The 8,997-nt window shown below is 62.6% G+C and carries 8 protein-coding genes and 1 pseudogene; 5 read left to right on the top strand and 4 right to left on the bottom strand.

Annotated features, from left to right (window positions below):
- The 3 genes and pseudogenes from E0F99_RS10020 to E0F99_RS10010 form a co-directional block, all read left to right on the top strand.
- Positions 1–194: pseudogene (locus E0F99_RS10020) on the top strand (DNA alkylation response protein); the annotation flags it as partial.
- A gap of 182 nt (positions 195–376) precedes the next feature.
- Positions 377–1,849 (top strand): AMP nucleosidase, encoded by a 1,473-nt coding sequence (gene amn / locus E0F99_RS10015; RefSeq protein ID WP_162276180.1) that lies wholly within the window; start codon positions 377–379, stop codon positions 1,847–1,849.
- Between the two features lie 71 nt (positions 1,850–1,920).
- Positions 1,921–2,556 (top strand): pseudouridine synthase, encoded by a 636-nt coding sequence (locus E0F99_RS10010; protein ID WP_083356633.1) that lies wholly within the window; start codon positions 1,921–1,923, stop codon positions 2,554–2,556.
- On the opposite strand, the gene E0F99_RS10005 is transcribed toward E0F99_RS10010, so the two are convergent.
- Together E0F99_RS10005 and E0F99_RS10000 are read right to left on the bottom strand one after the other, a co-directional pair.
- Positions 2,551–2,760: a DUF2788 domain-containing protein gene (locus E0F99_RS10005; protein ID WP_048724945.1), complete on the bottom strand. Its 210-nt coding sequence runs from the start codon at positions 2,758–2,760 to the stop codon at positions 2,551–2,553. The two genes, E0F99_RS10010 and E0F99_RS10005, sit on opposite strands and share 6 nt — an antisense overlap.
- 203 nt (positions 2,761–2,963) lie before the next feature.
- A complete protein-coding gene (locus tag E0F99_RS10000; RefSeq protein WP_003194418.1) occupies positions 2,964–3,443 on the bottom strand; it encodes an Lrp/AsnC family transcriptional regulator in 480 nt (159 codons plus the stop codon).
- A gap of 444 nt (positions 3,444–3,887) precedes the next feature.
- On the opposite strand from E0F99_RS10000, the gene E0F99_RS09995 reads away from it, so the two are divergent.
- Positions 3,888–4,955: a DUF6515 family protein gene (locus tag E0F99_RS09995; protein WP_083356634.1), complete on the top strand. Its 1,068-nt coding sequence runs from the start codon at positions 3,888–3,890 to the stop codon at positions 4,953–4,955.
- Here E0F99_RS09995 and E0F99_RS09990 read toward each other — a convergent pair.
- Complete coding sequence (locus E0F99_RS09990; protein ID WP_083356635.1) at positions 4,952–5,845, bottom strand: cation diffusion facilitator family transporter; 894 nt, start codon at positions 5,843–5,845, stop codon at positions 4,952–4,954. The genes E0F99_RS09995 and E0F99_RS09990 overlap by 4 nt on opposite strands.
- 15 nt (positions 5,846–5,860) lie before the next feature.
- Entirely contained in the window at positions 5,861–6,280 is a 420-nt protein-coding gene (locus tag E0F99_RS09985) for a polyribonucleotide nucleotidyltransferase (RefSeq protein WP_083356636.1), read from the bottom strand.
- A gap of 191 nt (positions 6,281–6,471) precedes the next feature.
- Here E0F99_RS09985 and hrpB point away from each other — a divergent pair, with 191 nt between their 5' ends.
- The gene (gene hrpB, locus E0F99_RS09980) at positions 6,472–8,979 is read left to right on the top strand and encodes an ATP-dependent helicase HrpB (protein ID WP_083356637.1); all 2,508 of its coding nucleotides are present in this window, start codon (positions 6,472–6,474) and stop codon (positions 8,977–8,979) included.
- Positions 8,980–8,997: the final 18 nt, after the last annotated feature.

Genomic DNA, 8,997 nt, shown 5'->3' with positions numbered 1-8,997 from the left:
ACCGGGCGCGTCAATTGGTGGGGGACATTGCTGTGGCGTTGCAGGCCAAGCTGCTGCGGGAGGCGGGGAATGCGGCGGTCAGTGATGGTTTTATTGCCAGTCGCTTGGGGGAATCGTCCGGTCGGGTTTACGGCACCTTGCCGCGCGGTGTGAATGTTGAGGCGATTGTCGCCCGTTCGACCCCAAACCTCTGACTAAACTCGGTCAAAATGCGGGAGCGGGCTTGCTCGCGAATGCGCCGTATCAGTCGCCTATTCAGCAACTGACAGACCGTATTCGCGAGCAAGCCCGCTCCCACATTGATCGCAATCCAATTCCACTGTTTCAGTGAGGCCGCGATACAGGCAAGATAAAGGCCTGCAAGTCAGAACACAGGATGCTTACCGTGACCGAAGCTTTTGTTGTCGTTCAAACCGCCGAAGAAGCCGTGGATCGGCTGGCGGCTCTTCATGAGCGTGCTACCGGCGCCCTCAATCAAGCTCTCAAGCAATACCTCAAGGACCGCGTCGAGCCCGACGCCGCACAACGCGCACTGTTTCGCTACCCGGAATTGCGCCTGACCTACCTAGTTCAGGGCGAAGTCCCACAGACCACCCGTGCGTATGCCAAGGTCCAGTTGCCGGGCACCTACAGCGTTACCGTCACTCATCCGGCGGCATTCCGTAAGTACCTGCTGGAGCAGTTGGTGCCGCTGATGCATGACTTTACCGTAACGGTGGAAGTCGGCGTGAGCCAACAGAACATTCCCTACCCGTATGTGGTGGAGCAGGGCGACGAACTGGCCGGCTCCGGCGTAACCGCCGCAACGCTGGCGCGTGTGTTCCCCAGCACCGACCTGTCCGCCGCCACCGACGGCATTGCCGATGGCCTCTACGACTGGGAAAACACCGACCCGCTGCCGCTGGCGCTGTTCGACGCCGCCCGCGTGGACTTTTCCCTGCGCCGCTTGGTGCACTACACCGGCAGCGACTGGCGCCATGTGCAGCCGTGGATCCTGCTGACCAACTACCACCGCTATGTTGACCAGTTCATCCTGCATGGCCTGGAGCAATTGCGCAGCGACCCACGGTTTATCCGCATGGTGTTGCCGGGCAACGTAATCATCGACAAGAGCATGGACCACGGCGAAGCCTCGGCGATTGCTGCCGGTGTGGTCTGGCACCGTTACCAGATGCCGGCCTACCACCTGCAAGCCAGCGACGGCCACGGCGTAACGCTGGTGAACATCGGCGTCGGCCCGTCCAACGCGAAGAACATTACCGACCACCTGGCCGTGCTGCGCCCACACTGCTGGCTGATGATCGGCCACTGCGGCGGGCTGCGCCAATCCCAGACCATCGGCGACTATGTATTGGCCCACGCCTATATGCGCCGCGACGGGATTCTCGACCGTGTGGTGCCGCCGAATATCCCGATTCCGGCCCTGGCCGAGGTGCAGATGGCCTTGCAGCAAGCCGCGGCCAACGTCACCGGCGAAAAAGGCGAAGAGCTGAAAAAGCGCCTGCGCACCGGCACCGTGTTGACCTACGACGATCGCAACTGGGAGCTGCGTTGGGCCCAGGAACGGCCGCTAATCAACCTGTCCCGCGCCGTAGCAGTGGACATGGAAAGCGGCACCATCGCCGCCCAGGGTTATCGCCTGCGCGTGCCTTATGGCACGTTGCTGTGCGTCTCGGACAAACCGCTGCACAGCGAGATCAAGCTGCCAGGTTCGGCCAACGCGTTCTATGAGCGTGCGGTCAGCCAGCACTTGAAAATCGGCATCGAGGCGGTGGACCTGTTGCGCACCGAACTCAACTCGCTGCACTCGCGCAAACTGCGCAGCTTCGACGAGCCGCCGTTCCGCTAAGCGGTTGGGATGGTCATTTAGCGGTCAGGCCACTAGCATTGTCGGTCCTGACCGTTAGATGTTTCTTTGCCATGTCCCGTCCCACCCGTCCCGATTCGCGCCGCCCAGGCGTGAAACCTCCACATTCTGCTGCGCGTCGCGTTGCCAAGGCGCCACCGGCTGAGCCGAAATTGGTCCTGTTCAATAAACCTTTCGATGTGCTGACCCAGTTCAGTGACGAAGGCGGGCGGGCGACCCTCAAGGATTTTATCGACATCCCCGGCATTTACCCGGCCGGTCGCCTGGACCGTGACAGCGAAGGTCTGTTGCTGTTGACCAACGATGGCCAACTGCAGGCGCGGATTGCCGACCCCAAGCACAAGCTGGCGAAAACCTACTGGGTGCAAGTCGAAGGCGAACCCAGCGAAGAACAACTGCAACGCCTGCGTGACGGCGTGGAGCTTAACGACGGCATGACCTTGCCCGCGCAAGCGCGGCCGTTGGACGAGCCTGAGTTATGGCCGCGCAACCCGCCCGTGCGGTTTCGCAAAAGTGTGCCGACGCATTGGCTGGAATTGGTGATTCGTGAGGGACGTAACCGTCAGGTAAGACGCATGACGGCGGCGGTGGGTTTGCCGACCTTGCGTCTGGTGCGCGTGCGAATTGGTGACTGGTCGATTGAGGGCCTGGACCAAGGCCAATGGAAGGAAGTGCCGGCGCGGTTATAGGGCGCCGGACTCGATCAGGCCGATTACCACGCTCTTGATGATGAACGCGGCCACGCCCAGGCCCAGCACGAAAAACAGGATGAAAGAGCCAAAGCGCCCGGCTTTGGATTTCTTTGCCAGGTCCCAGACGATAAAGCCCATGAAAATGATCAGGAGGGTGACCAGGCCGGTCATCATCCATTCTTCAAACACGGCGGGGTCGATGTTGTTCATGGGAGTTTTTTCCGGCAGGGCAGGCTGCAAGTATAAGGCGGCGTGGCAGGCGCTACATTGACCTGCGTCGTACAGGGGCTAAATGTGGGAGCGGGCTTGCTCGCGAATGCGGTGCATCAGTCACATCCTCATTAACTGACAGACCGCATTCGCGAGCAAGCCAGCTCCCACAGGGGGGGGCATCGTTTTTGAGATCAGGTACGCAGGTGCGTCAGCGGCAGTTCGGTGCTGTTGAGCACCTGATTGAGCACAAAGCTTGAGCGCACGCTGGTCACGCCTTCAATACGGGTCAAATGCCCCAGCAGCAGTTTCTGATAGTGGTCCATGTCCGGCACCACCACTTTCAACTGATAGTCAGCATCCATCCCCGTCACCAAACTGCATTCCAGTACTTGCGGCAGGGTGCGGATGGCCGCCTCGAAGTTCTCGAAACGTTCGGGCGTGTGGCGGTCCATACCGATCAGCACATAGGCCGTGAGGCTCAGGCCGAGCATCTTGCGATCCAGCAAGGCAACCTGGCGCGCGATGTAGCCGTCGTCCTCAAGCTGCTTGACCCGGCGCGAGCAGGGCGACGGCGACAAGCCGATGCGTTCGGCCAGCTCCTGGTTGGAGATCCTCGCGTCGCGCTGCAATTCCGCCAAAATACTCAGGTCGTATCGGTCAAGCTTGCTCATTGGGTTGGCCTTTGTCGTAACTATTGCGGCGAATTATCTATGAAGGGTTAAAAATTGCGCAAGCACTGTTTATTGACGCAATCTTCGCAATCATCTGTCGGCGCGCGGGGCCTATGATTACCAACAGAATCACCGCCTGGACAACAGTCCACTTAAAGCGAGCCCAATCAGGCTCGCTGCGGCCGCCGCCCTAGCAGGGTTGAGCCGGCCTCCAGGCTGCACACTGTCCACAAGACGGCGTGAGGTGAGCCAACGTCAAAAGCGTTGAGCCAGGACGAAATTCTCAAGGGGGGGCCGACGGGTCACCCCTTTTCTTTTGCGTGCGCCTTTTACCTACGAAAATAACTCTTGCGACTGATAACCTATCTCAGAACCGGGCAGGGCTTTTCCAGTCTTATCTATGAGGCCGGACGTTCTAGGCCCTTATCCGCAGTGAGGAATAGCATGAAGCGCATCTGGCGTATGGCAGGTGTAGGTTTGCTGATGGTTAGCGTCGGCACGCAAGTGATGGCCGACGACCCACGCCCTGAAGGGGGCGGTCAACATGAAAGAGGTCCGGAAGGCGGGCGGCAAGGCAACGAGCAGCCGCGACCGCAAAATAACCAACCCCGCCCGCAGAACAATCAACCGCGTGGGGAAAACAACCCGCCGCGCCCGCAAAACCAGCACTTCGATCGCGCCGAGCAACAGCCGCACGGCGCCGGGCAGTGGCAAGGCCGCCCGCAAGGTGCCGAGCAGACCCGACCCGCGCCTGCGCCTGCGAATAACTTGCCGATTCAAGGTCGCCCGGACACCGTGCGCCAGACCCAGGAACCGCGCCAGGGTTACTACCGTGACATCCCACGACGCAACGACGGCAACCCGCATTGGGAGGCCGGCGGCCCAGGTTCGCGCCTGGGTAATAACAGTGGCGGCTTCAATAATGGCCACCCCAATGACAACCGTTGGCCAGGCCGCCCGAATGGGCATGGCAACGGCTGGGGCCCAGGCCCGCAATACCGCCCAGGCTATATGGTCGACCGTTTCCCCGACCGTAATTACCGCGTGCCTTACCGTGGCCAGGATTATTTCTTCTCCGGCGGCTACTGGTATCGCCCGCAAGGCCCGCGCTATGAGGTGGTGACGCCGCCGTACGGCATCCGTGTGCACTACTTACCGGACTACGCGCGGGAAGTGTGGGTGGGCAGCGCGCTGTTCTTCCTCGCCGCCGGCTCGTATTACACCTATGAAAGCGCCACTCAGCAGTACGTGGTGGTGCAGCCGCCTACAGAAGTGCCGACGCCCCAGCCCGCGCCGCAAGGCAACGGTTATGACGTAGTGGCTTACCCGGCCAATGGCCAATCACCGGCTCAAGTGCAGCAGGACGGCTACGATTGTTATCGTTGGGCCGTGCAGCAAAGCGGTTTCGACCCGCAGGCAGTGACCTACGCCCCTGACCCGGCGGTGGTGCAAACCTACCGCCAGGCCCAGGGCAACTGCCTGACCAGTCGCGGCTATCAGGTGCAGTACTAGGCTTTGTTGCCCGTGACCACTTCCCGCGGGTCGGCGTGCACCAGCACTTCGGCGCGCGGGTAGGCTTGGTGAATGGCATCGGCGGCTTGATCGCTGATGCCGTGGGCCACCGACAGCGATAATTCCCCCGGCAATTCCAGGTGCAACTGTACAAACCAGTGGCTGCCGGAAATTCGCGTGCGCAAATCATGCGCACCCAACACGCCCGGCACACCCTGCGCCAGTTCCAGCATGTGCTGGCTCACGTCCGGCGGCAGCTCCTCATCCATCAACACCGCAAAGCTCTCTCGGGCGATCTGGATTGCGCTCCACAGGATGTAGGCGGCGATCCCCAGGCCGAACCACGCGTCCACCTGATGGAAACCCATGCCCGCGAACACCAGTGCCACCAGGATGCTGCCGTTGAGCAGCAAATCCGAGCGGTAATGCAGCGAGTCCGCGCGCACCGCGTTGGAGCCGGTTTCACGGACTACCCGGTGTTGCAGCATCAGCAGCGCCACGGTCATCACCAGCGAAAACACAATCACACCAATGCTCAGCCAAGGCGCGCCGACGGGCTCCGGATGCTGCAAGCGCTGGTACGCCTGGTACGCGATCAACGCCGCACTGCCGGCGATAAACAGTGCCTGGGCCATGCCTGCCAGTGATTCCGCCTTGCCATGCCCATAGCGGTGATCATCGTCGGCCGGGCGCAGCGCGTAATGCACCGCGAGCAAATTGAGCAGCGAGGTCACGCCGTCGAGCAGCGAGTCGGTCAACCCGGCAAGCATGCTCACCGAGCCGCTGAGCCACCAGGCGACGGCCTTGGTGATAATCAGCGCAGAGGCCACGCCCACGGAGGCGCGAGTGGCCAGGCGCAAGAGCCTGGCGTGTTCGGGACTGCTGGTCATAAGTGGGTCGAATCCTTAAGCGGCGGGTTGCAGGCCCAGGGCCGCGAGTTGTTGCACGCTGCCCTTGAATTGGATCATGCGCGGGTCGTCCAGGGGCAGGGTGCGGCCGGTTTCCTGCTCGATGATGGTTTGCAGCTTGGCATTGTCGACCTTGCCGTCAGCGCCGATGGCTTCGCGCAGTTTCTCGGGGGCGACTTGGGCGGTCTTGCCCGGCTCGAAATAGATGGCGCCGGTGGCGAAGTCGACACCAAACGCGATCAGGCCCGGGATCACATAGAACAGCAGGCCCACCGCGTCGAGTACGGCAATGGTCGGGTCGATCTTGCCATCGATCTGGCCACGACGGTCCGGGTAGAAAATCGAACCGCAGGCGGTCAATTGGCTCAGCAGGGTGACGGCGAGGACACCGCCGATGACACGGGAAGCGATACGCATGAAAATCTCCTGAACACGGTTGATACGGGACTATATGACAACTCTGTTGAGCGACGCCGCTCTAATGTGGGAGCAGGCAAGCCAGCTTCCACCTTTGACTGCATTCGCAGCCCAAGCCGGTGGTGGTGCTGAGACCAACACCGGCATCCGGCAGTTCGCCGTTATACTCGCCGCTCTGCTTTGGAGCCAGTATGAATTCGTTGCCAATCGATGATGTTTTACCCGCCCTGCGTGACGCCTTGGCGATTCGCCATGAAGCCGTGCTGGAAGCGCCGCCCGGCGCCGGTAAAACCACCCGCGTGCCCTTGGCCCTGTTGAACGAGCCGTGGCTGGCCGGGCAGACCATCTTGATGCTCGAGCCTCGGCGCCTGGCCGCACGCGCCGCCGCCGAACGCCTGGCCAGTGAGCTGGGTGAAAAGGTCGGTGAAACCGTCGGTTATCGTATCCGCCTCGACAGCAAGGTCGGCCCCAATACGCGCATCGAAGTGGTCACCGAAGGCATTCTCACCCGCCGCTTGCAGGACGACCCGGCGCTGGAAGGCGTGGGCCTGCTGATCTTCGATGAATTCCACGAGCGCAGCCTCGACGCCGACCTGGCGTTGGCGCTGAGCCTGAATGGCCGCGACCTGTTTCGCGATGAACAACCGCTGAAAATCCTGCTGATGTCCGCCACTCTCGAAGGCGAGCGCCTGGCCGGGCTGCTGGATGACGCGCCGATCCTGCGCAGTGAAGGGCGCATGTTCCCGGTGCAGATGCGCTGGGGGCGGCCGTACCAGGCAGGGGAATTTATTGAGCCGCGCGTGGTGCAAACACTCCTCGACGCTGTGCACGACGAAACTGGCAGCATTCTGGTTTTTTTGCCGGGGCAAGCGGAGATTCGCCGCGTTAATCAGCAACTGGCTGACGCCTTGGGTGATCGCCCTGATGTGCTGCTGTGCCCGCTGCATGGTGAGCTGGACCTCAACGCCCAGCGTGCGGCCATCGACCCGGCACCGGCCGGCAAACGCAAAGTGGTGCTGGCCACCAACATCGCCGAGACCAGCCTGACCATCAATGGCGTGCGCGTGGTGATCGACGCCGGGCTGGCGCGGGTCCCGCGTTTCGACCCCGGCAGCGGCATGACCCGCCTCGACACTCAGCGCATCTCCCGCGCCAGCGCCACCCAACGCGCCGGTCGGGCAGGGCGCCTGGAGCCGGGCGTGTGTTATCGGTTGTGGTCCGAGGACCAGCATGAAGGCTTGGCGGCCTATGGCAGTGCGGAAATCCTCGCCGCCGACCTCGCCGGGTTGGCCTTGCAACTGGCGCGCTGGGGCGTCACGCCCACGCAACTGGTGTGGCTGGACGTGCCGCCGACTGCCGCGTATGCCCAGGCCCAGGAGTTGCTGGTGCGCCTCGGCGCTTTGAATGACGACAAACTCACAACCCATGGCCAGAAGATGGCCGAGCTGCCGGCGCATCCGCGTATTGCCCACCTGTTGCTGCGCGGGCAGGACCTGGGGCTGGCAGCCACCGCCTGTGATGTCGCCGCGCTGTTGGGTGAGCGCGATATCTTGCGCGGCGGCGGTGCGGATTTGCACAGCCGTTTGGCGCTGATGTCCGGCGAAGAACGCGCGCGGGGCACCCAAGGTGGCGTGCAGCGGGCCAAGCAATTGGCGCGGCAGTACCGCGGTTATTTAAGAGGCCAGGCGACCCAAGCCGTCGCTGACCCTGACCACCCACGCTGGCTCGGCGCCTTGCTGGCGCTGGCCTACCCGGACCGCGTCGCCCAGCAACGCCGCCCCGGCGGCGCCGAATACCGTCTGGCCAACGGCCGCGCCGCGCTGTTCGCCGAGGCCGACAGCCTGATGAAACAACCGTGGTTGGTCATCGCCGACCTCGGCAGCCGCCAGGGCCAGCGCGAAGAACGCATCTACCTCGCGGCTGATTTTGATCCGGCATTGTTCGATAGCGTGCTCGCTGAACAAGTGCGCAACGTCGACCAACTGGATTGGGACGAGCGCGAAGGCGTACTGCGCGCCGAACGCCAACGCAAAGTCGGCGAACTGGTGCTCAGCCGTGAGCCGCTGACCGGTCTTGACGAGTCCGCGCGCAGCCAGGCGCTGGTCAACCTCGTGCGCCGCAAAGGCCTGGAGCTGCTGCCGTGGACGCCTGAACTGCGCCAATGGCAGGCCCGCGTCATGCTGCTGCGCCAGTTGGACGCCGGAAAAACCAGCGAATGGCCCGACATCAGTGACAAGGCTTTGCTCGCCAGCCTCGAACATTGGCTGATGCCCTACCTGGGCAAAGTCTCGCGCCTGAGCCATTTTGCCAACCTGGACATCTCCAGTTTCCTGCACAACCTGTTGCCCTGGCCGCTGCCCCAGCGCCTGGACGAGTTGGCGCCGCAGCATGTGAAAGTGCCGTCTGGCTCCTCGGTGCGTTTGGACTACAGCGAACAGCCGCCGATTCTGGCGGTGCGTTTGCAGGAGTTGTTCGGGCTGGCGGACACACCGCGTATCGCCGGTGGGCGTCAGGTGGTGAAGTTGCACCTGCTGTCCCCGGCGCGCCGGCCGGTGCAGGTGACGCAGGACCTGGCGAACTTCTGGCGCAGCACGTATGCCGAGGTGAAGAGGGATTTGAAGGGGCGGTATCCGAAGCATTACTGGCCGGATGATCCGTTGGTGGCCGAACCAACCGCCCGGATCAAACCCCGCAAGTAGGTCGTGTGGAGATTAAAT

This window comes from Pseudomonas antarctica, assembly GCF_900624995.1.
In the GTDB taxonomy this organism is placed as follows: domain Bacteria; phylum Pseudomonadota; class Gammaproteobacteria; order Pseudomonadales; family Pseudomonadaceae; genus Aquipseudomonas; species Aquipseudomonas antarctica.
This window is presented reverse-complemented; position numbering and strand designations above follow the sequence as displayed.